Consider the following 24,980-nt stretch of genomic DNA (forward strand, 5'->3'; position numbering starts at 1 on the left):
CTGGTACTATTCTATCACACCCTTTAACATTTTTAAAGTTATTTTGTAACAAAAATTTAATTTTTTGTTACAAAATAACCGTATAAAAAGGCTGCCGTCACCTGTTATATGACGGCAGCCTTCATGACTGCAATGCTTTATTTCTTTCTGAAGAACAGTCTGTTCATCGCGCTGAAAATCGCTCTTACAGAGGAACGTGTGATGTTGGAACTGATACCAACACCGAAAGCTTTCTCGCCTGTTTCTGAATTCATCAGTTCAATATAGGATGCAGCCTGAGAATCAGAACCGGTTGTCAATGCATGCTCCTCGTACATTGTCAGTTTGGTATTGAAACCACCCTGGTTGCACAGTGCATGCTTAACTGCATCAATTGGCCCATTGCCGAAGCCTTCGATGGTCTTTAACTCATCCTTGAATGTATAAGTCAGAACAACCTTTGTATCGTAGCCTTCTGTTGTCTCGGAAATATCTTCTGCGCGCATCTTCTTGAAATGCAACGGATATTTTGCATTGATATACATCTCTCTGAACTTGTCCATGATCTGTGACGGTGATACTTCACCCTGACGCTCAGAAAGTAACTGAATCTCATCAGCCAGCTCTTTGTGCATCACCTTCGGGAGTTTGAAACCATAGTAATGATCCATAACAAAGGCTACGCCGCCCTTTCCGGACTGACTGTTAATACGAACGATCGGTTCGTACTCTCTTCCAAGATCTGCCGGGTCGATCGGCAGATATGGAACTTCCCAATACTCGGAATTTCTCTGTTCCATCGCATGAAGTCCCTTGTTGATGGCATCCTGATGAGAACCTGAGAATGCTGTGAAGACCAGCTTGCCTGCATATGGATGACGCGGATCAATATCCATCTTGGTACATCTCTCATATACATCTATAATCTCATTGACATTCTCAATATCCAGTTTCGGATTAATGCCCTGTGAAAACATATTGTAAGCAATGTTCAGAATATCGACATTACCTGTACGTTCACCGTTTCCAAATAATGTACCTTCAATTCTGTCTGCACCAGCCAGCAATGCCAGTTCAGAAGCAGCCACACCGCAGCCTCTGTCGTTATGCGGATGAATACTCAGCACAATCTTGTCACGCTCTGTAAAATGTCTGGACATCCATTCAATCTGGTCTGCATAGACATTCGGTGTTGTCATCTCAACCGTTGCAGGCAGATTGAAGATGATCGGATTCTCCACAGTCGGCTGCCATACTTCCTTGACTGCCTCACAGATATCCAGCGCAAAATCAAGCTCTGTACCTGTAAAGCTCTCCGGTGAATACTGAAGCTGGATATTGCCGTCAAAGCCTTCCATATACTTCTTCACCATCTTCGTACCATCAACTGCAATCTGCTTGATCTCTTCACGACCCATATTAAAGACCACATCTCTCTGCAAGGTGGATGTGGAATTGTAAATATGGATAATGACATTCTTGCATCCCTGAATAGCCTCAAATGTTCTCTTGATCAGATGCTCTCTGCACTGGATCAGAACCTGAACCTTGACATCATCAGGAATCAGATTTCTCTCAACCAGTGTTCTCAGAAAATCATATTCAATCTGAGAAGCTGCCGGGAAACCGACTTCGATTTCCTTGAATCCCAGTTTCACAAGCAAATTGAAAAATTCAATCTTCTCTTCAACAACCATTGGCTCGATCAGTGCCTGATTGCCGTCTCGCAGATCGACACTGCACCAGATCGGTGCCTTCTGGATCTCTTTGTCCGGCCACTGTCTCTCCGGATAATGAACTACAGGTACTCTCTTATATCTCTTATAATTTAACATTTTATATTCCTCCGTTAATCACTGTATTTGCGCATGAAAATAAAGCCAAGGAATTCCATCAGCTTTAACTATCTGCGGACCTTTCTGCTGCATCTCCGTTAGTTATCTTACGATCTATGAGTGACGGAGTCGAAGGACCACTCCATATACAATTAACTTAAACAATGTCGGACTTAAAATACTAACCCCATGTCTTTCATTCCTTTTCAATCTATTTCCAGACGAACTTCGTCTAAACATTACTTTAGCAAAAAAAAGTGCATCTGTCAATATTCTGTGTATAAAAATGCGGTGTGCCGCCCGGATATTCACAAGGAAAGGCCGAATAAAATGTTTATCACTGGCCGCTTCCGCTACTAAATCTCCGCTCCGTTTCGATAAGTGCTGAAGCACCTGTGACTGAACATTTTATTCGGCCTCTCCTATCCAAGTACTATTTGCTCAATACAATATGTATTTTTATTCAAATGATAGATGACCCGATCATTTTTATTTCCGCACCGATGCGTATGAGCTTTCCGCTTACGGATTTATAATTCTTCGAGTCGTTCTCTGATAACCAGTTCCAGTTCTTTCAGGGCTGCGTTTTCATCGTTACCGTCACAAGACAGCGTTATCCTATCCCCTGATTTGACACAGGCTGACAGAACACTCAGTACGCTTTTGGCATTGGCCTCTGTTCCGTCTGCTGTCGTTATTGTAATATGCGATTGAAATTTTGTTGCGGCTTTACACAGAATACCTGCAGGTCTCAGATGAAGTCCCGACGGGTTTTGAAGCTGCAGTTCTACACTTACCATCTTCAGTGCCTCCCTCAATATCCTATTTTCTATTCATCACTGGTCTTAGAAATCACCACATGTACATATGCATCTGCGGCCAGTTCCAAATTATCATCAAAGATAACCGTCAGCGGCAGGTCATATTCTCCCTCACCATAATTGCTCACATCGATCAGCGCTGTCAGATTATCTGTTGTCAGACTGTTAATCTCACTGGATATTCCTTTAACTTTCAATGTTACTGCCTTATCAGAAGAACCTGGCCCGCTCTTTTGATAAGTATAGGCTGTATTACTGCCCTTCAGCGATATCTTGCTCAGCGGCAGTTCAAAGGATGTCTCTGTAATCTGCTGAATATCCACAACCAATGCAACTGTTGCTTCCTTATCCGTAAATACAACACCATCCGGAAGCTGCTCGGCAAGATTCTGTACAATCGATATGGAATCTTCCACCTTGCTGTTCTTGCCTGAAATATCATAATCCTTCAGTGTTACCTGACTGATCTTGTCCAGATCTTCCTTTCTTCCGGCAACAGTCACCTCTTTCGGTTCATAGGCTGCCGAAACCATCCTGTATCCATGCGCCACCTGTCCCGTTACACCAAAGTCCACCGGCACCGTCTTCGTTTCATAGATAGGCACAGTGACGCTGATATCGGTCTGTGAAATATTCAATGTAGAACTCGATACCTCATCCCCGCTCTGATCCAGCAGTTTCAGCGTCGTATTCGTCGTCACATCCGTTGTATTACCGCTGCCTATGCTGACATTGACACTGGCCTCGTTAATCTTATTGACCACCGACTCAGGACCGGATACTGTAACCATATTCGGTGTTGCCACACCCTGACCGATATAATAGCCCTCAGAAACCTTGCCATTCGTATTCACTTTGACATTTAACGACTTCTCAACCAGATCTTCTATTTCAACCTTGAGTGCTGTGCTGCTTCCAATTGGTGTGATCTCAAGACTCGGATATTTCGGACATGAGACATCCACCATGACCGCACCTGTAATCGACAGTGTGGAAAGATCTGCCACTGCCAGAAGATCATCCTTCGACAATCGATTGACCACCGAGGTCTTTCCCTTGACCTTGACACTGACTGTATTGCCGCCTACATAGCTGTAGGCCTTACCTGCTTCAGTGATCTGATCTCCATTCACTTCCGTCACGCTGATATCTGAAAATTCACGGGTATACACCGGATCTTCAATGCTTAAAACGACAATCCATACCAGAATTGCAAGAGCCAATGACAGAAGTTTCAAACCAAAATTATGCGTCAGTCTTTCTCTCATTCTTAATCCTTCCCATCAGCTTTTTACGTTTGCCTTCTTCTATTCCCTGTGTAATCTCTGAAAGTTTCTTCTTCAATTCATCCTGTCCAACATCCCGCTTCAGCAATCCGCCTTCCGCAATTGAAACAGCACCGGTTTCTTCCGAAACAATAATCGTCAGACTATCGGAGACTTCACTGATGCCAACGCCGGCACGATGTCTTGTTCCCAACTCCTTACTAAGTTCCATATTGTCACTCAGCGGCAGATAACAGGTCGCCGCTACAATTCGCTGGTTCCTTATAAATACCGCACCATCATGGAGCGGTGTATTATGTTCAAAAATATTCATCAGCAGCTGACTGGATATCTGTGCATCAATGGGAATACCCGTACGCTCATATTCATTGAGAATCACCTGCTTCTCCATAACGATCAGCGCACCGGTTTTGACCTTGCCCATCTCATATACGGCACGTACAATTTCGGAATTGATCTTGTCCAGACTTCTCCTGTCCTCCTCTGCACGCACCGTTGCCGGACCGAAAATAGAGAAGATAATATTCTTTCTTCCCAGCTGTTCCAATGCACGTCTGAGCTCAGGCTGAAAAACAATCACAACAACCGTCACAAGCACACCTGCGGTCTTCGACATAATCCATGTCAGTGTTGTCAGATGAAAGAAATAGGAACCCAGGGCAAAAACCGTCACGACAACAATGCCCTTCAGAAGTGTCCAGGCTCTGGTGTTCTTGACCCATATCAACAGTTCATAAATAATAACTGTGAGGATAAGAATTTCAACAATATAGGTAATATGAAACGACTGCGGCAATCCAATATTCGTCAATGATTTCATCCAGTTATTCATTTCATATCCCCCCTGTCTTTCACTGATTCCCGTTAACTATTCCTCATGATCCTTCGATGCCTGCACCTCTTTGGATGCAAACGCCTTCTTCCTGGAATTCATCTTCACAACATTCTTCTCCGGTTCCGATATGAAAATCTTCGGAACAGCCTTTACATAATAATAATAATCGTCATCTTCAAATTGTATATATTCTTTTCTGGAATAATCTACAGCACATTTCATAAACTGCAAAAATACTGCCAGTAAAGTACCAATGATGATACCCACGTTCGTCATGATTATATTCAGCTCTGTTCCAAATGCCGCTGCACAGAAAAACGTAACAATGATCTCTGCTGCTGCACCGGCCACAATCGCTGCATACCAGGCATAATCAAAGGATAACTGACTGATCAGATAAACAACCGTCATCGTCACTGCTGCCGCAATGGCATAAGCCCAGATAGACTTGTCATCGGCTAACTGACCGAAAATCGTGCTGATGGCTTCTGTCGCACCTTCAAGGTTGATGGACATGCCTGTACCTGTCATGGATACAGCCGCACATGCATATCCCAGAAACTTCACCATAAACAGACCGATCACTGCCGGAACAACCGCATAAGGTGAAAAATACATACCTGCCAGGATCGGGATCATATAATGAAGATTGTACTGCATCAGTACCGGCACCGCCAGCAACACAACACTCTGTCCCGGTGCAAACTTCAAAAACATCAGATACACGATGAGCATAACCACAACTGTCAGAACAGCAAGCAAAACGGACAGCTTCACCATATGTGCTGCAATAACTGCTGCCACGATAAATACCGAAAAACTGCCCGGAATAATCGAGCAGATCAATGCCAGCAATATATTGACCATCGGATTGTTCAAAACTTCAAAATATCCAAGCTGTGAATTGACACAACTGAAAACAAACATCATTCCTATAAACTTGGCAATGATCAGGAACCATGTCTCGTATTCTTTCACAAAGCGATTGATTCTGTCCCTCATCACAAAAATCTCCGTCATCTCTTATCCTCCTGTGATCGGCTGTTCTTCTCACCGCACTGGTCAATATGGCGCAGTATGCGATAATACTTCTTTAACTGTTTATGGCTTGACTGATACTGCCATGCATAATAAATAATACCAATACCCGTATAAATAAGCGCAAGAATCAGGTAAACAAGCAGTACTTCCTTCAGGAACACCATCAACTGCATATTCGCTGCTAATGCGAATATATCCTCAATCTTGCAAACCGCATAGAGTCCTACCATCAGAATATAGGCAACCGTCACACCAATCATGTTCTTCATCAGATGGAGTCTGACATAATCACCAAGAAAATATTCATTTCGTTCAAGATCCGTATGTCCCTGACGCTTCTCATAAATAGAAGCTCTGGTCATCCAGCGGATTTTCTCTTCATTCAGCATAAACTTATCCTTTCCTCTATTATTCAATCCGGGCGTTTCTTCCCGCCGGGATAACCCAAAAGGTATATTGAGTATACCACATTTATACCTTATATGCCATAATTTAGAGAAAAAAAGTAATATGCGATACAGCCGTCTTAATGTACCGTCAAATCCTTAATAACCTCTCCGGCAATGATCAGGCCCACCACAGACGGGACAAAGGCTGTACTTCCCGGAATCTGACGTCTCTGTGTACAGGTTCTTGCACTTCCCGGCGGACAGATACAATGTGACCTGCAGCTGTTGGCCGTATCATCAATCGGTGTTAATGCCTTTTCTTTCGAATAAACAACTTTCAGCTTGCGGATGCCCCTTTTCTTCAGCTCCCGGCGCATAACCTTTGCCAGAGGGCATACCGATGTCTTATAAATATCCGCCACTTCAAAAGCTGTCGGATCCAGTTTATTGCCAGCTCCCATTGAACTGATGATCGGTGTACCGGCCTTCTGCGCAGCCTCCACAAGCATAATCTTGCCCGTGACGGTATCGATGGCATCCACAACATAATCATAGACAGAAAAATCAAAAGCATCTGCCGTATCCGGCATAAAAAATGTCTTATAGGTATTGACCACTGCATCCGGATTAATATCCAGAATTCTTTCTTTGGCTGCATCCACTTTGTACTGTCCGATTGTTTTTCTTGTTGCAATAATCTGACGATTGATATTCGTCAGGCACACCCTGTCATCATCAATCAGATCCAGCGTGCCGACGCCGCTTCTTGCCAGGGCTTCAACTGTAAATCCGCCGACACCGCCTATTCCAAAAACTGCCACTCTGGCATTTTTCAGTTTTTCCATATTGTCATGTCCCAGCAGTAATTCTGTTCTAGAAAACTGATTCAGCATATTTTCCTCCTAAATTCAATGCACGCATTTACAACATTCCTTATCAAAGTCCTTCCTGTCAGGCGTGTACCATCCATTAACCGCGGTATCTGTTAAGTACCGCATATATTTCCTGCGTCCTCGGCCGTGCCAGCCCGCAGGGTACATAGCCACTGCAAAAAGCCTGCCATCCTTTTTTCTCAAAAAGTGTTTCTATTTCACTGACAGATTCCCGGACTGTCTGTGCTGACTTTGCCTTCTCCAGAAGATAACGCATAAAATAAGCCAATGCCGTTGTCTGCTCACTGTCTGCCAGCTGCTCTGTATATCTCAGATCAACGTTTTCCTTATCAAGCATCAGCATTTCTTTGCCCATGATCTTCACTTTCATTGTACGCGAACGATCTGCGGCACCTGATCCATGCCGTCCTCTCCGGCCGCCGCGTTCTCTGCCCGTGTCCGTCACTTCCCGTTTATGTCCGGCTGCCGGACTTTTTCTGTCAAATACCGGCATCTCAAAGGCTGCAGTCTGCACCTGCTCCATAACATGCTGTCCACAGGCATTTTGTCCACAGATGTTGCGGACTTTTTCCGTGATATCCACCACATGATAGCGATCCATCTGGATAACTCTGTCTGCTTCATAAAAGAATGCGCCTGAGCTTCCGGCAACAAGAATTGTCGATATACCCGCCTGCTCATAAAGTGCGCGCATCCGCTCGATAAATGGCGTAATCGGCTCTTTCTCCCGGGAAATCACCCGCTGCATCAGCGCATCCCGCACCATAAAATTCGTTGCCGATGTATCTTCATCGATCAATAACAGCCGTGTCCCCGCCTCCATGCTCTCAACAACTCCCGCAGCCTGAGAAGTGCTACCGCTGGCATCCATCGTTGAAAAGCAGGTCGTATCCCTGCCATTCGGAAGATCATTGATGAACATGGAAATATCTACATTCCTCACAGAACGCCCATCTTCCGCTCTGAGCTTCACTGCCGTATTGTCTGTGATAACCAATTCCCTGCCATCACCGCCGATATGATTATACACACCGTTTTGCAGAGCCTCCAAAAATGTAGACTTGCCATGATAACCGCCGCCGACGATCAGCGTAATGCCCTCAGGTACAGCCATTCCTGTTACCTTGCCGCGATGCGGCAGTTCAACCGTCTCTGTCATTGAATCCGGTGCCGTAAACGGAACGCTTCCTGTCATCGGCAGTTCTGACACACCGCTCTTTCTCGGCAAAACAGAACCATTTGCCGCAAAAGCGACCCAATGCCTCTCCACAAGTATCTTCCGCAGCGCTTCCTGATCCTCTGCCAGCCAGACAGCCTGTTCCACTGCTCGATGATCAAGCCTTCGCCAGCACATGGCATTCTCGATGCACTCCGGCAGAAAATCAAATAATATCTTCTCCAGCTCCTTGGCCTGAATCGTCCTTCCAAAAGCCGGAAAACCCACATGAAATCTGAGAATAATCCCTTCCCCGTCAATTTCGCAGGCGCTTCGCTCCAGTACCTCCTGGCCGCACCGGCTGATGCTCATCAGACCGCTCTTGCCGGATCCCCTGGCCTTGAAATTGCATTTTTCAAACTGTCTCCCTGCTTCACGGACAATATAATCTCTGAGTGCTGTTTTTGCATACGGATTCTCATAATATCGCTCCGGAATCCTGGCCTGTCTGTGAGACAGCTCCACATGCAGACTGGAAGGTGAGGCAAACGGATCTCCCTGCACATGATCAATGGTTAATCTATATTTCTCAAACTGCCAGGTTCCTGCCAGTGCCTTATAGGCCGGATAGCTCCGCCTGTCCATCCCCCGCAGTTCATTTCGAAGCTCTTCAGCTGTTCGCATTCCAAAAATCTCCTTTCGGCCATTTTGACTCTTACTATTTTATTACAACTCATTCTCCCGGTCAATCACTGAACGAAAGGAATTCAACAAAGTACGCATCTGAGTCAGCAACGTAAAAAGCTGCCTTCCGGGAACTTTCCGAAAAGCAGCCTGTAAAGTAAAATATGTCATCTGTTACAAAAACATCAGCAAATGATACATGGCAAATGCGCATACCCATGCAATGGCGCACTGCAGAATAACCACACCAATGGCCCATTTCTGTCCCAGCTCCCTTCGTATGGATGCAATGGCAGCTATACACGGCGTATAAAGCAAACAGAATACAAGCAATGCTGCCGCTGCTTTTGTCGATATCAGCGACGTCAGTGCAGTTGTTGTCCCAAACAAAATAGATAATGTGGAAACAACGCTCTCTTTGGCAATAAAACCGGTGATCAATGCTGTTGATATTCTCCAGTCACCGAATCCAAGCGGCGCAAAAACAGGTGCGATCACACCGGCAATACCGGCCAGGATACTGTCTTTGGATTCTGTCACCATATTCAGATGCAGACTGAATGTTGTCAGGAACCAGACAATAATCGTTGCCAGAAATATAACCGTAAATGCTCGCTGAAGGAAATCTTTTGCCTTATCCCACAAAAGCTGCAAAACATTCTTGGCTCCCGGCATTCTATAATTCGGCAGCTCCATAACAAAAGGTACCGCATCCCCTTTGAAAATACTGTTCTTCGCAATCATTGCCACCAGAATACCGACTGCAATACCGCCAAAATAAAGTGCAACCATAATCAATCCGCTGTACTCCGGGAAAAATGCCGCCGTAAAAAATCCGTAAATCGGCAGTTTGGCGGTACAGCTCATAAACGGAATCAGCATGATCGTCATCTTACGGTCACGTTCCGATGGCAGGGTTCTACTGGCCATAACCCCCGGTACTGAACACCCAAAGCCGACCAGCATCGGTACGATACTTCGTCCCGAAAGACCGATCTTTCTCAACAGCTTATCCATAACAAAAGCCACTCTGGCCATGTAACCTGTATCCTCCAGAAGTGACAGGAAGAAGAACAATGTCACGATGATCGGCAGGAAGCTTAACACACTGCCGACGCCATTAAAAATGCCGTTAATAATTAACGAATGCAGGGCATCATTCACATTCCATGCTGTCATTCCCGCATCTGCCAGTTCCGTCAGCCATCCAATGAACTGTTCAAGCAGTCCCTGCAGCCATGCCCCGATCACGTTGAATGTCAGCCAGAAAACCAGCGCCATAATACCGATAAAAGATGGAATAGCTGTATATTTGCCGGTAAGGATCTGATCAATCTTACGACTTCTCTCACGTTCCTTGCTCTCATGCGGTTTGACCACGCATGCTTCTGTCAGGTGCTGGATAAATGAAAAACGCATATCCGCAATGGCCGCTGCACGATCAAGTCCGCGCTCCTCCTCCATCTGACAGATAATATGCTCAAGCATCTCCTGCTCATTCTGCGACAGTTTCAAAGCTTCCAGGATGCCGTTATCGCCCTCCACCAGCTTTGTGGCCGCAAAGCGCACAGGGATGCCGGCCTGTATGGCATGATCTTCAATCAGATGCATAATGCCATGCAGACAGCGGTGAACCGCACCGCCATGATCACTCTCATCGCAGAAATCTTTCCTTCCGCGGCATTCCTGATACTTCGCCACATGCAGCGCATGACTTGCAAGTTCCTCAATACCTTCATTCTTCGCTGCCGAAATCGGTACAACCGGAATTCCAAGAAATGTCTCCATCTCATTGATATCAACGGTTCCGCCATTGCCGCGCATCTCGTCCATCATATTCAATGCCAGCACCATCGGTACATCCAATTCCATCAGCTGCATGGTCAGATAAAGATTTCTCTCAATGTTGGTTGCATCCACAATATTAATAATACCTGTCGGCTTTTCATCAAGAATAAACTGCCTTGAGACAATTTCCTCACTTGTATAGGGTGACAGGGAATAAATTCCCGGCAAATCTGTCACCAGTGTATTCTCATGTCCTCTGATCACACCGCTCTTACGGTCCACAGTAACTCCCGGGAAATTACCTACATGCTGGTTGGAACCGGTGAGCTGATTAAATAATGTTGTCTTACCGCAATTCTGATTGCCCGCCAATGCAAAAGTCAGTGTTGTCCCATCCGGAAGCGGATGCTCCGTCTCCTTCTCATGGTATTTGCCACCCTCACCAAGACCGGGATGATCCGTAAAGCGCCCGCTTTCCTTCAATCTTCCACCTTTTCCCGCCTTAGAGGCCTCATGTTCGGCTCCTGCCTTCTGAACTTCTTCAATCTCTATCTGCTCTGCATCTGCCAGTCTCAGTGTCAGTTCGTATCCGTGAAGCCTCAGCTCCATCGGATCTCCCATCGGCGCATACTTCACAAGTGTTACCTGAACCCCCGGAATCATGCCCATATCCAGAAAATGCTGCCTAAGGGCACCTCTTCCGCCTACTGTCGTGATAACGGCAGATTCACCCATCTGTAAATCTCTTAATGTCATTTTATGTCTCCTATTGATAAAAAAAATCAATTCTTACGGAGTTAGTCTATCCTTATTAATAATTTTTGTCAATAGCTGTCGAGGCAGAATATAGTAAACAAAATAAAACGTTCTTTACCACAAAGAAATCGTGCCCACCAAAGTGTTCACGATTTCTTATTTTGCGTGTTTTTATTTCTACAATTCACCGGCCTTTGCTGCCATTTTTCTCACCTGTCTGCCGATGATCACGGCCAGCACCGTCAAAACGATATCTTTTGGTACAAATGCTGTCAGGGAATAAATAATAATGCCTCTCAGATCATTACCTGAAAGCAATGCCCACTGCAGGGCGCCCACACCTTCACAGACAGCCAGACCCACCAGAGATAAAATAATATTCACTGTCATATTCAGCTTTGTATTCTGCGTCTTCGGCTGGATACCGCATAAAATTGTCATCACCGGCCATGCAATAATGTAACCGCCTGTCAGACCTGTCAGGACAGAAAGACCGCCTTTAAAATTAGCAAAAACCGGAACGCCAACGGCACCGATTAAAATATACACAAGAACCGCCAGAACACCTTTCTTCCAGCCCAGGATCACACCCACCAGTGCAACCGCAAAAACCTGCACCGTAATCGGGACACCTGTCGGCATCGGCAGGGACACCTGGGACATAACCGCCAGGAATGCGGCAAACATGCCGGCTAACACAATATTCTTCACTGAAATTCTGTTTGAAAATTCATTTTCCATGGTAACAACTCCTCTACATCTCTTCTTAATGTAGAAACAAGCATTAGAAAAAGCCATCAAATTATCAAAACTGTAATGAACTGGCAGTTCGGAGCAGGCCGCTCTCGCTGCCCAGCGCTGTCAACAGTACATAAGGCAGTAAAAGACACTGCCTAAGTACTGGACGCGCTGGAAGCACCTGTATCCGAATCTGTCAGTTCATTACAGCTATCCAGGATAACAAGGCTTTTTCTAATGCTTGTTTCTTTCATTCAAATAAAAATTTCTGATGTTGGTATTGTAAACCATAGAAAGCCTATTGTCAACCATTTTTATATTTAAGTTAACAATAGGCTCGTGTACATTTTCTACATGCACTTATCTCATCTATCTATACCATTTGAATTGCACGCATTCTAACAAATTTCCAAACTCAAAAGTCCTATACTCGAGTTTATCTATCCATTTCTATAACCTTCCGAGCTGCACTCCCCTATAACCCCTACGGCGTAAATAATATTTGCGAAACTCACAGCCTTTGAAAATGTTGAGGTATTTAACAGTTGTATAACCTTGAATTATTAAGGCAAAACTCAATAAACCTCATTATCGATTGGATCACTGTATTATTCAGATGCAGGTGCTTCAGCACCAGCCGGTCCTTAGGCAGCGTCCTTTGCTGCCTTATGTACCGCTGCTAGGTGCTGGCAGTGCAAACGTGCCTGCATTTGAATAATACAGTGATCCAATCAATTCACAGCCTTCGTGTTTTGCCGCCACGAAACTGTTAAATATCTCAACAATTCAATACCCTTGAAGTTTCGCACACCGCTTTACGCCTGAGAATAAATCTCAATGACCATCTGTGCTGTCTCTACCATGTTGGTTCCGTTATCCATGCTGCATTTCTGTATGTACCTGTGAGCTTCGATCTCTGACATATTCTTTGTCTCCATCAAAAGGCTTTTGGCATGCTCAAGCAAGGCTCTCTCAGCGGATGAACGCTCCTTCGGCTTTTCTCTGCGCTTCTTGCGTCGGCGCATAATGGTTGTCTCGATGGCCTGCAATGTTGTAAACAGATCATAGACTTTGACCGGCATGGGAATTTTGATAACGTTGTACTCAAAAATATGACTCAGATTACCCTGAGAGGCCATAACGATCATCTGCCATGTATCCGGAAGATCCGCCAGAAGGTCACTGTAAGTCATATCCTGGTACTTATAGCCCGACACAACAATGCCGTCGGAGCCTTCCATCTGATCAACGGCCTGACTGACAGCGGCTCCGTTGGTACAGACAGTGACCACATTATGCCCGTGCCTCATCAGAAGGTTGCGGATATTAATGCCATCCTTCTGGCTTGAAAAGACAACGATAATATTAACCACTTTTTTCCACCTCCATTAATGATTCATCAAGAAGGGGAAAAAATTAAATTTTGTACAGATACTGGTCAATCTCCCAGTTTGTGATCTGTCTGCGGTATTCATCCCATTCCGCGTATTTTGCCTCGATGTATTTGCTGCTGGCATGTTTGCCCAGAACATCACAAATATACTGATCGGCCTCCAGCTCTTTGACTGCATCAAAAAGATTTAGCGGCAGTTCTTCAATGCTTTCTGCTGCTTTTTCTGCTTCTGTCATCTCAAAAATATTCTTATCCACATTCGGCATCGGCATTTTCTTTTCTTTTAAGCCTTCTAAACCCGCTGCCAGGCATGCTGCCAGTACAAGATATGGGTTGCCGGCCGGATCAGGACTTCTGAGTTCAATACGACGTCCGGTTCCTCGGGTTGCCGGAATACGGATCAGCGGACTTCTGTTGATGGAAGACCAGGCAATATGCACCGGTGCCTCATACCCCGGTACAAGTCGCTTATAGGAATTGACCAACGGATTCGTCAATGCCATCAGACCTTTTGCATGCTTTAACAGACCGGCCAGGAAATAATAGGCTTCTTTGCTGAGACCATTCTCATCATTCGGATCACCAAAAATATTGTTGCCGTCCTTGTCATCCAGTGACATATTGATATGCATGCCGGAACCAGGCACACCGTAAACCGGCTTCGGCATAAAGGACGCATGAAGACCATGGCGTTTCGCAATGGATTTGACAACCAGCTTGAAGGTTTCAATATTGTCCGCTGTATGAAGAGCATCTGTATACTTAAAGTCAATCTCATGCTGTGCCGGTGCAACTTCATGATGGGATGCCTCGATTTCAAATCCCATATCCTCAAGGGTCAGCACCATATCACGTCTTGCATTTTCACCAAGGTCAATAGGGCCAAGATCAAAATAACCGCCTTTTTCATGGGTTTCTGTCGTCGGCATACCATAATCATCTGTATGGAAAAGGAAGAATTCCAGTTCAGGACCGACATTGAATGTATAGCCCATCGCATCTGCCTCTTTGATCACTTTCTTTAAAATATAACGGGGATCGCCCTCAAAAGGTTCACCGTTCGGTTTGTAAACATCGCAGATCAGACGTGCCACCTTGCCCTGCTGCGGACGCCACGGAAAGATCTCAAATGTATTCAGGTCAGGTACCAGATACATATCGGATTCTTCGATTCTGGCAAAGCCTTCGATCGAAGAGCCGTCAAACATACAGCCATTGTCCAGTACTTTTTCAATCTGACTGGCTGTGATCGCCACATTCTTCAATGCTCCGAAAATATCCGTAAACTGGAGTCGGATAAATTCAACATCATCATCTTCCACCATCTGAATAATGTCCTTTTTTGTATATTTTGCCATTACGCTCTCTCCTTATATTAAGATAGTTCAACTATATCAATAATGCCCTTTCTTTGTCAATATTGTAAAAAATTTACGTCAGGCATATACAAAAAGACCGCAAAAGGGCAGGGAATTCTCACTCCACACACTGCCCCCTTGCAGTCTTTTCCATATTTTGTATTTAGTTTAGCATACTTTTTCTCAATTGACCAGCATGAATCTTTTCATACCGTCAAAATGTCAGAAGCTTTTAGATTTCTGCGATATCAATCACGGAAAGTGTCTCCATATTGGCATTTTCAAGGCTTGTTACCAATGCTGCCGCTGTATCCAAGGATGTCAGACATGTGCATCCTGTCTCAATGGCATTTCGACGGATCAGGAAACCATCTCTGCTCTTGTCACGGCCCTGTGTCGGTGTATCGATAACAAGGTCGACTTCACCGGCAAGGATCAGATCCAGCGCATTTGGTGAGCCTGCAGAAATCTTCTTGATCTTGATGGCAGGAATGCCGTTCTCAATAAGCTTATCTGCAGTGCTGCGGGTTGCATAGATGGTATAACCCAATTTCTGGAAGCGTGCTGCGATCGGTACTAATTCATCTTTGTCCGCATCATTGACTGTACAGATCATCTTCTTTGTCCGCGGCAGATTGATGCCGGCACCGATAAATGATTTGTACAGGGCTTCCTCAAATGTCTTGGCAATACCAAGGACTTCGCCCGTTGACTTCATTTCAGGTCCAAGGCTTGTCTCGGCACCACGCAGTTTCTCGAATGAGAATACCGGCTGTTTGATGGCAATATAATCTGCTTTCTTCTGAAGACCCGGCTCATAACCAAGCTCTCTGATTGTCTTGCCCACGATACATTTTGATGCAATATCGACAATCGGAATACCGGTTACCTTGCTGATATAAGGTACCGTACGGCTTGAACGAGGGTTTACTTCAATAACATAAACCTCTTCCTGATATACAATAAACTGAATGTTCAGAAGACCTTTGACATGCAGGCCTTTCGCCAGTTTCGCTGTGTAATCTTCAATCTTATCAATAACGGCATCGCTCAAATGCTGTGCAGGATAGATGGAAATACTATCACCGCTGTGGATACCGGCTCTCTCAATATGTTCCATGATGCCAGGGATCAGGACATCTTTGCCGTCGCAGACACCATCCACTTCGACTTCCTTACCCATCAGATACTTATCGATCAGGATCGGATGTTCCTGAACTGTCTGATTGATAATATTCATAAATTCGACAATATCGCCGTCATTAACTGCAATCTGCATACCCTGTCCGCCAAGAACATAGGAAGGACGGATCAGTACCGGGTAACCCAGATGGTTGGCTGCCTTCAATGCTTCTTCTGTTGTGAATACTGTTGTGCCTGCAGGTCTCGGGATCTTACACTTCTCAAGGATTTCATCAAACAGCTCTCTGTCTTCAGCTGCATCTACATCCTCTGCCTGTGTACCGTAAATCGGCACACCCATCTTCATGATGGCCTGTGTCAGTTTAATGGCTGTCTGGCCGCCGAACTGAACAACCGCACCGTCCGGATGCTCCAAACGAACGATATTCTCCACATCTTCAGGTGTTAATGGTTCGAAATACAGTTTATCTGCAATATCAAAGTCCGTGCTGACTGTTTCCGGGTTGTTGTTGACAATAATTGTCTCATAACCGCAGTCTGCGAATGCCCATACACTGTGAACGGAGCAGTAGTCAAACTCTATACCCTGACCGATACGGATTGGGCCTGAACCCAGTACAAGGACTTTCTTACGCATCTTCTCGCCAACTTCAACTTCATTTTCATTGCCGAAGCATGAATAATAATATGGTGTTTCGGATTCAAACTCAGCTGCACATGTATCAACCATCTTGAATGCTGCAACGATATCGTTTCTGTAACGATAAGCTTTCACTTCTGCTTCGGACTGATGTGTAAACTCAGCAATGGCCTTATCAGGGAATTCCATACGCTTTGCTTCTTTCATCAGTTCAACAGACATCGGCTCTGTTTTCAGACGCTGTTCCATCTTGACAAGGTTGGCGATCTTATCCAGGAACCAGAGATCGATCTTATTGATGGCATGGATTTCTTCCAGTGTATAACCACGACGAATAGCCTCTGCGATACAGAAAAGACGTCTGTCATCAATTCTATATAAATGTTCTTTCAGTTCTTCATCTGTCAGCTCATGGTATTTGCCGTAATCCAGGCTGTAAATATTCTGTTCCAGAGAACGGATGGCTTTCATCAGCGCACCTTCGAAATTCTGGCAGATACTCATAACCTCGCCTGTGGCTTTCATCTGAGTCGTCAGTGTACGTTTCGCTGTAATAAATTTATCAAAAGGCCATTTCGGGATTTTGACAACCACATAATCAAGGGCCGGTTCAAAGCTGGCGTATGTTTTGCCGGTAACCGCATTCTTGATTTCATCCAAGGCATAACCCAGAGCGATCTTGGCAGCAACTTTGGCGATCGGGTAACCGGTTGCCTTGGAAGCTAACGCTGAAGAACGGGATACACGCGGATTAACCTCGATAACACAATATTCAAAACTGTTTGGATTCAGTGCATACTGTACGTTGCAGCCGCCGTGGATATCCAGTTCCTGAATGATGTTCAGGGCAGATGTACGAAGCATCTGATACTCTTTATCCCCCAGAGTCTGTGAAGGTGCCACAACGATACTGTCTCCTGTATGAACGCCCACAGGGTCGATATTCTCCATATTACATACGGTAATGCAGTTGCCGTAGCTGTCTCGGATCACTTCATATTCAATTTCTTTCCAACCGCCGATATAGCGTTCAACAAGGACCTGACCGACACGGCTCAGTCTCAGACCATTGCTGGCAATATCATGCAGCTGCTGTGCATCATGGGCAATACCGCCGCCGCTGCCGCCCAGTGTATAAGCTGGTCTGATAACAACCGGATAACCGTTCTTCTCTGCAAAATCAAAACATCCCTGAAGTGTTGTGCAGACTTCACTGGCTGCACATGGCTCGCCGATCTTCTCCATTGTCTCTTTGAATGCCAGACGGTCTTCGGCTTTCTTGATGGTCTGTGAAGAAGTACCGATCATTCTGACACGATTTTCAACCAGGAATCCGCTCTCATCCAGCTCCATAGCCAGATTCAGTGCAGCCTGTCCGCCAAGTGTCGGAAGAATGCTGTCCGGTTCTTCTTTCTTGATAATCTTCTTCAAAACCTCTGTTGTCAGCGGTTCAATATACACTTTGTCTGCAATCTGTTTATCCGTCATGATGGTTGCCGGATTGGAATTGACCAGTACAACCTCAATACCTTCTTCTTTCAGAGAACGGCAGGCCTGTGTACCTGCGTAATCAAACTCTGCTGCCTGTCCTATGACAATCGGACCAGAACCAATAACCAGAACTTTTTTAATACTATTATTCTTAGGCATCTTTATTGACCTCCATCATGTCTATGAATTTATCGAAAAGGAACGCTGTATCCTGTGGACCCGGGCAGGCTTCAGGATGGAACTGCACCGTAAAAATATTCTTGCCAAGGTAATGCAGACCTTCTGTGCTGGCATCATTGGCATTAATGAAACTGATCTCAGCTACATCTTCCGGTACTGTCTTATCTGCTACCACATAACCATGGTTCTGTGAAGACATATACACACGGCCTGTTGTCAGATCTTTGACCGGATGATTGGCACCTCTATGCCCCCATTTCATCTTTCTTGTATCAGCGCCATTGGCCAGCGCCATCAGCTGATGTCCAAGACAGATTGCAAAAATCGGAATATCTGTTGCATAAAGCTTCTTCAGTTCTTCAATGATCGGTCCGCAATCCTTTGGGTCGCCGGGGCCGTTTGACAGCATAATACCGTCCGGATTGGAAGCAATAATCTCTTCGGCAGATGTATACGCCGGATAAATCGTTACTTCACATCCGCGCTCATTCAGGGATTTGGCAATGTTTTTCTTTGCGCCGAAATCCATCAAAGCTACTTTCATGCCGTCACCCGGAAGGACTGTCTTCTCCTTGCAGCTGACACGTTTTACCGCATCTGTTACTTTGTATGCCTTAATCTTCGGAAGAACCTCTTCCAGAACAAAATTTTCATTGGTTGTGATCATGCCGTTCATTGTACCGTAGTTTCTCAGACGTTTTGTCAATGCACGTGTATCAATGCCCTGGATGCCGGCGATATCATGATCCACCAGGAATTTTTCAAGTTTATCTTCACTTCTGAAGTTGCTTGGGCTATTGGAGATCTCTCTGACGATATAACCGTCTACATAAGATTCCGGATCCTCCATATCCTCATAACATACACCATAATTGCCAATCAACGGATACGTCATAACGACAGACTGGCCGCAATAGGACGGATCTGTTAAAATTTCCAAATAACCTGTCATAGATGTATTAAACACAATTTCACTGATAACTTCTCTGGTAGAACCGATGCTTTCTCCTTCATAAACAGTACCGTCTGCCAAAATCAGAAACGCTTTCATTTTCTCACCTGATCCTTTCTCCTAATTTGCAAAAAAAAAAGATAATTTCATGTCAAAAATAGAAAAGACAATAACATGAAACCTCTTTTTTTAAGTTAATAAATATAAACAGAAAATGGAAAATTTTGTATAAATATGCATTTTCAAGCTTTGCGAATATAAACACATCATTGATACTTCCACTCCTGTCCTTTTTTGTAAATAACTTCCAAAAGTCACTTATATTCAATATCTTTCGACACTGAATTTTAAACTGCATGAAGTATACCATAGATTAAAAGCAAATTCAACCTAAATAATTATATGATTATCTGAAAATTTTTGTATGCATAATTTTTCACATAATGCATGCTTTCTCCGTCATCTTTTCGTCAAATATGCATATAATAAATCAATTCCCTATTGAGGTTTACACCCATGGCTTCATCCCCAGTTCCTGTTATGCCGGCCCAGGTATCCGCCGCTTCCTACGGTCGCCTGCAGCTTGCCGTCACAGGCCGCAATGATTATACTCCCATCGAAAATGCCGTGATTCAGGTTACAGATACCGGAAATCCAGACAATATTATTGAGGAACTGACAACAGATAATTCCGGTGAAACACCCACCATTGAATTGCCTGCCCCTCCTGTTTCTTACAGTCTGGAGAGCAGCAGTGCCCAACCCTATTCAGAGTATAATTTCACCGTTCAGGCTGAAGGTTATTCCAATCTGACAATCAGCGGTGCTCAGATACTAGCCAACGTTACTGCCCTTCAGAGCGCCCGACTTATGCCGCTGGCCAACATCGAAGCTTCTCCGATCGTTGTACCGCCTCATACCCTATACGGTAATTTCCCGCCTAAAATCGCAGAAGCGGAAATCAAAGATGTCTCTGAATCCGGTGAAGTCGTACTAAGCCGTGTTGTCATTCCCGAAACCATCATCGTCCACGACGGACCGCCTACAGATACCAGAGCTGCCAATTATTATATTCCATTTAAAGAATATATCAAAAACGTCGCTTCCAGTGAAATCTACGCCACCTGGCCGGAATCCTCCATTATCGCCAACTGTCTGGCCATTATCTCCTTCACCCTCAACAGAGTGTTCACTGAATGGTATCGCAATAAGGGTTATGATTTTACTATCACCAACTCCACTGCCTACGACCATTTCTTTGTCTATGGAAGAAATATTTTTGAAAACATATCCGAAACAGTGGATATGATTTTCTCCAACTATCTCTCCCGTCCGGGTGTCCTGCAGCCGATTCTCACCCAGTACTGTGACGGTCGCCGAGTCTCCTGCCCAAACTGGATGAGCCAGTGGGGCTCTAAGGATCTGGGCGAACAGGGTTATTCACCCATTGAGATTCTGCGCTATTACTATGGGGATGATATCTATATTAACTCTGCAGAACAGATCAGCGGCATTCCAAGCTCCTGGCCGGGTTACGATCTCACCATCGGCAGTTCCGGCCAGAAGGTCCAGCAGATGCAGGAGCAATTAAACCGTATCTCCGATAATTATCCGGCTATTCCGAAAATAGCGGCAGACGGCATCTATGGCAATCAGACCGCAGAGGCTGTACGGACATTCCAGAAGATCTTCAATCTCCCTCAGACCGGGGTGACGGATTATGCCACATGGTATAAGATCAGCCAGATCTATGTGGGTGTTTCAAGAATCGCTGAATTAAACTAAAAATTTTGAGCCGAAAACAAATAGTCTTTGTATAACAGGAAATGAAACAAACAGCACCTAGGCACAATCTGTCCATATCTCATGTTCTTTGTCCGTTGAAACAACGTACACCCGTACGAAACGTTTCAACGGACAAAGCCATAGATATGACCATTCCATTGTTCCAGTCATTCTGCTGTCTGTTTCATCTTCTGTTATTTTCTGAGTGTATTGAATTTCCGGCAAAGTAATTTTAGACTAAAATCACTTTGCCCAGTTTTCAAGTTTCAATCCCTGTACCCGTTCAAACTCTTTTGTGTTATTTGTTACAACAGTATACTTAAGTGATTTTGCATGTCCTGCAATCATCATATCCAATGGTCCAATGGGATTTCCTGCTTTTTCTAAATCAGCTCTAATTTTTCCATAACTTTCAGCAGCTAAAGAGTCAAAACTTATTATTTCAATATTTGCCAACAATAATGCTAATGCAAGCCTGTTCTTTTCAATTGATTTGCTCTTTTCTACACCATGTACCAATTCTGCATATGTAACAGAAGAAATACATATTTCCGATGGGTCGTGTTCTTGCAGCCGCTTAAATGCTTGTTCTGGCTTATGCTTTATTGCATAGATACATATATTGGTATCCAGCATATATCTCATAATGATTCACGCTCCTGCTTTATATCATTATCTCGCCCATCTTCCATAAAATCATCCGAAAACATGTCTATAGCCTGCATAAATGAATTCCATTTACTTGATTTCGGAACCAACAATACAATTTCCCCAATTTTATTAACAGCTACCTCATCTGTGTTAAATCTACATTCTTTTGGCAGTCTCACAGCCTGGCTCCTTCCGTTTTCAAAAACTTTTGCCGTCATCATAAAATCAGCCCCTTTCTATTATTAGTATATACCACGATATATATTTTATTCAATAAAAAGATTAACTGATGATGATTAAATGAAGCCTTACTTCTCCATCTCATACTTCTTTCTCAATCTTACAAACCCTGCTGTACTTCGGGCAATCAAATAAACATACAGCACAATCAAAATCACCCATAAAATATAAAATGCAATAGACACTCTATCTATATACATACCGTCTGCCATACGAACTGCCTGGGGAATGACACAGCATAAAAAGATGGCTACAATCGGCAGCATCTTTCGCCGGATAATGCGGTCCATCATATCGATTCGAGACTGATTATCACTAAAAATCTCATTTGCTTCTTCCTCATCCTCTGCCACTTTGCAAAAATAGCTGTATTCATTTAAATCCTGGATATAGGTCCATCCATAGTCTTGATACATCTGCTTATAGCTGTCCCAGTCTTCCTTCTTCTTGGGGTTAAAATCTATTCTATAAACCATATTCACCGGAGCTGTCTTCCTGAAATGGTAAACTCCCGGCAAAGTGACTTTCTCAAACAAATACCCACTCCGTGCCATCTGATTCAAATACTGTTCTTCTTCCTCATATTCACTTAAGGTAAAAATCTTCATCTCCTTCTTATCTGCCATTGTACCGTTCCCCCTTACTGTTCTTGTACAATCGTTCAATTCTCGCCAATTCCAGATTCAGCACATCTCTCCCCAAATCCGTGATCTGGTAAATCTTCCGCTTATCTTCTTCCCTCAAAAAAGAAATCAAACCATCCTTCTCCATCTTGGATAATGTTCCGTACATCGTTCCAGGACTGATGGTGACTTCTCCGCAGGTCATCACCTTCACTCTCAATCCGATATTGTAACCATGCATTTCTTCCTGCAGGCAATATAAAATGTAAAACCCTGTTTCAGTCATTGGAACATAAACTTTTCTAATGTGGGCATCCATTGTCTTTCCTCTTTCGTTCATCGATATTGCTGTACTCTATATCAACGTTCAATATATCGCACTTCGTTATATATACTATATCACAGTGCGATATAGTTGTCAACTTACAACTCTAACTCTTGCTACACAAAAAAACAGACTAAACATCTCTCTTCTGTTTCCTGATGTTTAGTCTGTTGCTCCTATCGTTATCTGCCGTTTTTCAGTTTTTTCATATAGTCTATTTTCAGCTGATTGGATTCTTCCTGACGCTTTATCTCATCTTTCAAATACTGTACATATTCTCTGGCCAGTTTGACGCCGCCGCTGACAGCCAAATCCTCATGCTGCTCCATTTCATCCAGCCACTGCTGGAAGGATTTTTCCTGAATATCTCTGTATGTATGGTCCGGTTGTATAAACATTATTACCCCACCTTAAATTCATTTTGTAATATAAGCAATTCCACCTTTTGACAATATCTTTTCTTTTCATTGCGATATTTTTTCCAAGGCCAACTTTTTTTGCTTCCTTTTCATCTTTCATGCTGCACCTGCGATAGCCACTGCTCCACCACCCGGTTAAATACCTTCGAATTCTGATTGGCAACAAAATGACTGCCCTCTATAATAGCCAGCTTTGCATTTGGCAGTGCTTTGGCAATCTCCTTTGTGTGAGATTCCTTAATCATATCCTTCGTTCCGGAAATAACAAGAGTCGGAACCGTGATCTTAGACAATTCTTCTGCCTCAATATTCGGATCATTCACCATCAGTCCCAGCATTTCCGCATTTTTCCTCGCCCCAGCTGATTTTGAAGCGAATTTCGAGGCTATTCTGTAACCGATCTCAATCGGGATCTGCGTGATAGGCTTTACACCTTTCGGGTTCAGATTGCCTCCGTTTAATATCAGAGCCTTTACCCTTTCAGGATATTTAAGAACGAACCTCATGGCAATATTGGCCCCATCTGAAAAGCCAAGAATCACTGCCTTTGAAATGTCAAGCTCATCCATAAAATCATGCAAATCCTTTGCAAACTGAGCAATGGTAAATGACGCCGTTCCCCTGGGTGACTGTCCATGCCCTCTTGTATCCACCACAATCACACGATAATTCCTGCTGAAATAGTCCATTTGATGTGCAAAATAAGAACCCTCCTCCCCGTTTCCATGCAGAAGAATCATCGGTTCGCCTTCCCCTTTTTCCTGATAATGCAGTTTTATCTCCATCACTTCACCCCTGTCAGCTTTTCAAATTGATACTTCGGTTTGCCAACGCTCTTTTTGCCATACTCAATGGCTTCCGTCGGACAATAGCAGATGCAGGCCATACAATGGGTACAGTTTTTGCCCCACACCGGCTTTTTCTCCCGAAGTTGAATATTGTTCATCGGACATTTTCTAACACACAATCCGCATCCAGTACAGGCTTCACTTGCTTTAAAGTCATCCGCTTTTACAATCATTTTATAAAAAATCGGGTTCACCGGTCCACTCATCAAACGGTCATACAAATTATTCCTCGGTACAGGAAATTCCTGCTTCTTCTGAATACATTTGATTGCTGCCTGAATATCAGGTTCCGCTTTTGCCGTAATCTGCTGTGCCTCATCCACCTGTGGTGCATTGAACATGGCGATATAATTCTCCGGCATAACAATCTGTGCTGTTCCCATATAGTTAAGCTGTTTTTGTTCTGCCAGGCTGCGATTATACTTTGCTGCATTACCGATTTCACTGCCACAATCCATCACAAACCAGATACGCTTCGCACCTGTCCATTTTGTTTTCGCCATCCATTCCGAAACAATTTTGGGAATACGCCATGCATAAGTCGGTGTCACCATGACGACATCACTGCCGGTATCCACTGTTGTCGTATCGTTATCTTTAATTCTGGCATTTAAATCTATCATCGGTTCCTGCAGAGCCTCTGCAATCCGCTGTGCAATATATCGGCTGTTGCCGGTTCCTGAAAAACAAAAAATCATCGTATACCTCCAAGTACAGTTGTTTCTACCAAC

General features: G+C 44.2%; 22 protein-coding genes. 1 reads left to right on the top strand and 21 read right to left on the bottom strand.

Going from position 1 to position 24,980, the window contains the following annotated elements; translation table 11 throughout:
• Positions 1-137: 137 nt before the first annotated feature.
• From leuA to NBH03_RS05755, 14 genes are all read right to left on the bottom strand, one after another.
• Positions 138-1,814 (bottom strand): 2-isopropylmalate synthase, encoded by a 1,677-nt coding sequence (leuA, locus tag NBH03_RS05690; RefSeq protein ID WP_250798039.1) that lies wholly within the window; start codon positions 1,812-1,814, stop codon positions 138-140.
• Positions 1,815-2,344: 530 nt separating this feature from the next.
• Complete coding sequence (locus NBH03_RS05695; RefSeq protein ID WP_015515309.1) at positions 2,345-2,614, bottom strand: HPr family phosphocarrier protein; 270 nt, start codon at positions 2,612-2,614, stop codon at positions 2,345-2,347.
• Between the two features lie 29 nt (positions 2,615-2,643).
• The gene (locus tag NBH03_RS05700; RefSeq protein ID WP_250798040.1) at positions 2,644-3,903 is read right to left on the bottom strand and encodes a CdaR family protein; all 1,260 of its coding nucleotides are present in this window, start codon (positions 3,901-3,903) and stop codon (positions 2,644-2,646) included.
• Positions 3,881-4,753, bottom strand: coding sequence for a diadenylate cyclase CdaA (cdaA, locus tag NBH03_RS05705; protein WP_015515307.1), 873 nt, complete (start codon positions 4,751-4,753; stop codon positions 3,881-3,883). Before cdaA ends, NBH03_RS05700 begins: the two co-directional genes overlap by 23 nt.
• A 36-nt stretch (positions 4,754-4,789) precedes the next feature.
• The gene (locus tag NBH03_RS05710; protein WP_215689209.1) at positions 4,790-5,776 is read right to left on the bottom strand and encodes a hypothetical protein; all 987 of its coding nucleotides are present in this window, start codon (positions 5,774-5,776) and stop codon (positions 4,790-4,792) included.
• Positions 5,773-6,213 carry a hypothetical protein gene (locus NBH03_RS05715; RefSeq protein WP_147322292.1) on the bottom strand — a complete coding sequence of 147 codons (441 nt, stop codon included), beginning with the start codon at positions 6,211-6,213 and terminating at the stop codon, positions 5,773-5,775. Before NBH03_RS05715 ends, NBH03_RS05710 begins: the two co-directional genes overlap by 4 nt.
• Before the next feature lie 110 nt (positions 6,214-6,323).
• Positions 6,324-7,079 carry a tRNA threonylcarbamoyladenosine dehydratase gene (locus NBH03_RS05720; protein ID WP_227081712.1) on the bottom strand — a complete coding sequence of 252 codons (756 nt, stop codon included), beginning with the start codon at positions 7,077-7,079 and terminating at the stop codon, positions 6,324-6,326.
• A 76-nt stretch (positions 7,080-7,155) separates the two neighbouring features.
• A complete protein-coding gene (locus NBH03_RS05725) occupies positions 7,156-8,919 on the bottom strand; it encodes an ABC-ATPase domain-containing protein (RefSeq protein ID WP_250798041.1) in 1,764 nt (587 codons plus the stop codon).
• A gap of 174 nt (positions 8,920-9,093) precedes the next feature.
• On the bottom strand, positions 9,094-11,463 hold the full coding sequence (feoB, locus tag NBH03_RS05730; RefSeq protein WP_250798042.1) for a ferrous iron transport protein B: 2,370 nt from the start codon (positions 11,461-11,463) through the stop codon (positions 9,094-9,096).
• 177 nt (positions 11,464-11,640) lie between these two features.
• Entirely contained in the window at positions 11,641-12,204 is a 564-nt protein-coding gene (locus NBH03_RS05735; protein ID WP_250798046.1) for a biotin transporter BioY, read from the bottom strand.
• A gap of 812 nt (positions 12,205-13,016) precedes the next feature.
• Positions 13,017-13,574 carry an ANTAR domain-containing response regulator gene (locus NBH03_RS05740; RefSeq protein ID WP_250798051.1) on the bottom strand — a complete coding sequence of 186 codons (558 nt, stop codon included), beginning with the start codon at positions 13,572-13,574 and terminating at the stop codon, positions 13,017-13,019.
• A gap of 43 nt (positions 13,575-13,617) precedes the next feature.
• A complete protein-coding gene (gene glnA / locus NBH03_RS05745; protein WP_250798063.1) occupies positions 13,618-14,952 on the bottom strand; it encodes a type I glutamate--ammonia ligase in 1,335 nt (444 codons plus the stop codon).
• Positions 14,953-15,184: 232 nt separating this feature from the next.
• Complete coding sequence (gene carB, locus NBH03_RS05750) at positions 15,185-18,385, bottom strand: carbamoyl-phosphate synthase large subunit (protein WP_015515299.1); 3,201 nt, start codon at positions 18,383-18,385, stop codon at positions 15,185-15,187.
• Positions 18,378-19,457 carry a carbamoyl phosphate synthase small subunit gene (locus NBH03_RS05755; RefSeq protein WP_227081708.1) on the bottom strand — a complete coding sequence of 360 codons (1,080 nt, stop codon included), beginning with the start codon at positions 19,455-19,457 and terminating at the stop codon, positions 18,378-18,380. The genes carB and NBH03_RS05755 overlap by 8 nt, the downstream gene beginning before the upstream one ends.
• A gap of 441 nt (positions 19,458-19,898) precedes the next feature.
• Here NBH03_RS05755 and NBH03_RS05760 point away from each other — a divergent pair, with 441 nt between their 5' ends.
• Positions 19,899-21,143, top strand: a complete 1,245-nt coding sequence (locus tag NBH03_RS05760; RefSeq protein WP_420361084.1) for a peptidoglycan-binding domain-containing protein — start codon at positions 19,899-19,901, stop codon at positions 21,141-21,143.
• Positions 21,144-21,386: 243 nt separating this feature from the next.
• Here NBH03_RS05760 and vapC read toward each other — a convergent pair whose 3' ends face one another.
• The 7 genes from vapC to NBH03_RS05795 all read right to left on the bottom strand — a co-directional run bounded on the left by vapC (position 21,387) and on the right by NBH03_RS05795 (position 24,947).
• The gene (gene vapC, locus NBH03_RS05765) at positions 21,387-21,788 is read right to left on the bottom strand and encodes a type II toxin-antitoxin system tRNA(fMet)-specific endonuclease VapC (protein ID WP_015515296.1); all 402 of its coding nucleotides are present in this window, start codon (positions 21,786-21,788) and stop codon (positions 21,387-21,389) included.
• Complete coding sequence (gene vapB, locus NBH03_RS05770; RefSeq protein ID WP_250798066.1) at positions 21,785-22,015, bottom strand: type II toxin-antitoxin system antitoxin VapB; 231 nt, start codon at positions 22,013-22,015, stop codon at positions 21,785-21,787. The genes vapC and vapB overlap by 4 nt, the downstream gene beginning before the upstream one ends.
• Positions 22,016-22,102: 87 nt before the next feature.
• Complete coding sequence (locus NBH03_RS05775; protein WP_250798067.1) at positions 22,103-22,660, bottom strand: DUF2812 domain-containing protein; 558 nt, start codon at positions 22,658-22,660, stop codon at positions 22,103-22,105.
• Positions 22,650-22,997, bottom strand: coding sequence for a PadR family transcriptional regulator (locus tag NBH03_RS05780; RefSeq protein WP_330371377.1), 348 nt, complete (start codon positions 22,995-22,997; stop codon positions 22,650-22,652). The genes NBH03_RS05775 and NBH03_RS05780 overlap by 11 nt, the downstream gene beginning before the upstream one ends.
• 167 nt (positions 22,998-23,164) lie before the next feature.
• On the bottom strand, positions 23,165-23,380 hold the full coding sequence (locus tag NBH03_RS05785) for a hypothetical protein (protein WP_215633229.1): 216 nt from the start codon (positions 23,378-23,380) through the stop codon (positions 23,165-23,167).
• 110 nt (positions 23,381-23,490) lie between these two features.
• Positions 23,491-24,186, bottom strand: a complete 696-nt coding sequence (locus NBH03_RS05790) for an alpha/beta fold hydrolase (protein ID WP_250798071.1) — start codon at positions 24,184-24,186, stop codon at positions 23,491-23,493.
• Complete coding sequence (locus tag NBH03_RS05795) at positions 24,186-24,947, bottom strand: EFR1 family ferrodoxin (RefSeq protein ID WP_250798072.1); 762 nt, start codon at positions 24,945-24,947, stop codon at positions 24,186-24,188. The genes NBH03_RS05790 and NBH03_RS05795 overlap by 1 nt, the downstream gene beginning before the upstream one ends.
• Positions 24,948-24,980: the final 33 nt, after the last annotated feature.

The organism is Coprococcus intestinalis (assembly GCF_023656595.1).
In the GTDB taxonomy this organism is placed as follows: Bacteria; Bacillota; Clostridia; order Lachnospirales; family Lachnospiraceae; genus Coprococcus_A; species Coprococcus_A intestinihominis.

Coding starts and splice junctions, on each gene's coding strand:
- NBH03_RS05755 (WP_227081708.1), bottom strand. CDS start 19,457: ATGAAAGCGTTTCTGATTTTGGCAGACGGTACTGTTTATGAAGGAGAA.
- NBH03_RS05780 (WP_330371377.1), bottom strand. CDS start 22,997: ATGAACGAAAGAGGAAAGACAATGGATGCCCACATTAGAAAAGTTTAT.
- vapB (WP_250798066.1), bottom strand. CDS start 22,015: ATGATGACGGCAAAAGTTTTTGAAAACGGAAGGAGCCAGGCTGTGAGA.
- NBH03_RS05720 (WP_227081712.1), bottom strand. CDS start 7,079: ATGCTGAATCAGTTTTCTAGAACAGAATTACTGCTGGGACATGACAAT.
- glnA (WP_250798063.1), bottom strand. CDS start 14,952: ATGGCAAAATATACAAAAAAGGACATTATTCAGATGGTGGAAGATGAT.
- vapC (WP_015515296.1), bottom strand. CDS start 21,788: ATGAGATATATGCTGGATACCAATATATGTATCTATGCAATAAAGCAT.
- NBH03_RS05760 (WP_420361084.1), top strand. CDS start 19,899: ATGCCGGCCCAGGTATCCGCCGCTTCCTACGGTCGCCTGCAGCTTGCC.
- NBH03_RS05725 (WP_250798041.1), bottom strand. CDS start 8,919: ATGCGAACAGCTGAAGAGCTTCGAAATGAACTGCGGGGGATGGACAGG.
- feoB (WP_250798042.1), bottom strand. CDS start 11,463: ATGACATTAAGAGATTTACAGATGGGTGAATCTGCCGTTATCACGACA.
- NBH03_RS05710 (WP_215689209.1), bottom strand. CDS start 5,776: ATGACGGAGATTTTTGTGATGAGGGACAGAATCAATCGCTTTGTGAAA.
- carB (WP_015515299.1), bottom strand. CDS start 18,385: ATGCCTAAGAATAATAGTATTAAAAAAGTTCTGGTTATTGGTTCTGGT.
- NBH03_RS05695 (WP_015515309.1), bottom strand. CDS start 2,614: ATGGTAAGTGTAGAACTGCAGCTTCAAAACCCGTCGGGACTTCATCTG.
- cdaA (WP_015515307.1), bottom strand. CDS start 4,753: ATGAATAACTGGATGAAATCATTGACGAATATTGGATTGCCGCAGTCG.
- NBH03_RS05735 (WP_250798046.1), bottom strand. CDS start 12,204: ATGGAAAATGAATTTTCAAACAGAATTTCAGTGAAGAATATTGTGTTA.
- NBH03_RS05795 (WP_250798072.1), bottom strand. CDS start 24,947: ATGATTTTTTGTTTTTCAGGAACCGGCAACAGCCGATATATTGCACAG.
- NBH03_RS05790 (WP_250798071.1), bottom strand. CDS start 24,186: ATGGAGATAAAACTGCATTATCAGGAAAAAGGGGAAGGCGAACCGATG.
- NBH03_RS05700 (WP_250798040.1), bottom strand. CDS start 3,903: ATGAGAGAAAGACTGACGCATAATTTTGGTTTGAAACTTCTGTCATTG.
- NBH03_RS05785 (WP_215633229.1), bottom strand. CDS start 23,380: ATGTTTATACAACCGGACCATACATACAGAGATATTCAGGAAAAATCC.
- leuA (WP_250798039.1), bottom strand. CDS start 1,814: ATGTTAAATTATAAGAGATATAAGAGAGTACCTGTAGTTCATTATCCG.
- NBH03_RS05775 (WP_250798067.1), bottom strand. CDS start 22,660: ATGGCAGATAAGAAGGAGATGAAGATTTTTACCTTAAGTGAATATGAG.